Below are 1,248 nucleotides of genomic sequence, written 5' to 3'. Positions count from 1 at the left end.
GGAGACGCTGATGAGAGGTCCGACTACCGCCTGGCCCGGCGCAACGCCGGGCGGCTTGCGGGCGGCAGGTCTGCATAACGTGGATGCGCGCATACGACGCCAACGCCCTGGCCAGCACCACACCTACCCCGTTCGGGAGGATGGGTTGAAGGACATCGACGACGTGGGCGTCTTCCTCGGCCTGGACGTCGGCAAGAGCGCCCACCACGGACACGGCCTCACCCCGGCCGGCAAGAAGGTCTTCGACAAGCAGCTGCCCAACAGTGAGCCGAAACTGCGGGCCGTCCTCGACAAGCTGGCCGCGAAGTTCGGCACCGTCCTGGTGATCGTGGACCAGCCCGCCTCGATCGGCGCCCTCCCGCTCACGGTCGCCCGGGACACCGGCTGCAAGGTCGCCTACCTGCCCGGCCTGTCCATGCGACGCATCGCCGATCTCTAGCCGGGCGAGGCAAAGACCGACGCCAGGGACGCCGCGGTGATCGCAGACGCCGCCCGCACCATGCCGCACACTCTGCGCTCGCTGGAACTGACCGACGAAATCACCGCCGAACTGACCGTCCTGGTCGGCTTCGACCAGGACCTGGCGGCCGAGGCCACCCGCACCTCCAACCGGATACGCGGCCTGCTCACCCAGTTCCACCCCAGCCTGGAACGCGTCCTCGGACCGCGTCTTGACCACCAGGCCGTGACCTGGCTGCTGGAACGCTACGGATCCCCGGCCGCCCTGCGAAAGGCCGGTCGCCGCAGGCTGGTTGAAGTGATCCGACCCAGGGCTCCGCGCATGGCCCAGCGGCTGATCGACGAGGTCTTTGACGCGCTCAACGAGCAGACCGTCGTCGTCCCCGGGACCGGCACCCTCGACGTCGTGGTCCCGTCGTTGGCCCGCTCGCTCGCGGCCGTCCACGACCAGCGACGAGCTCTGGAAACGCAGATCGGGCAGCTGCTGGAGGCACACCCTCTTTCCGCGGTCCTGACCTCGATGCCGGGGGTCGCGGTCAGGACCGCCGCCACCTTGCTGGTCACCGTCGGCGACGGCACCAGCTTCCCCACCGCCGCCCACCTGGCCTCCTACGCCGGCCTTGCCCCAACGACGAGGTCGTCGGGGACCTCGGTCCATGGCGAACACGCCCCACGAGGCGGCAACCGGCAACTCAAACGCGCGATGTTCCTGTCCGCGTTCGCCGCCCTGCACGACCCCGCCTCCCGCACCTACTACGACAAGTGCAGAGCCCGCGGAAAGACCCACAC

1 pseudogene is annotated in these 1,248 nt (G+C 69.5%); it reads left to right on the top strand.

What is annotated here, in order from left to right:
• Positions 1 to 145: 145 nt before the first annotated feature.
• Positions 146 to 1,248, top strand: a pseudogene (locus tag ABZS97_RS44015) (IS110 family transposase); the annotation flags it as partial.

Source organism: Streptomyces sp. NPDC005485, assembly GCF_040606085.1.
Classification (GTDB): Bacteria; Actinomycetota; Actinomycetes; order Streptomycetales; family Streptomycetaceae; genus Streptomyces.
This window is presented reverse-complemented; position numbering and strand designations above follow the sequence as displayed.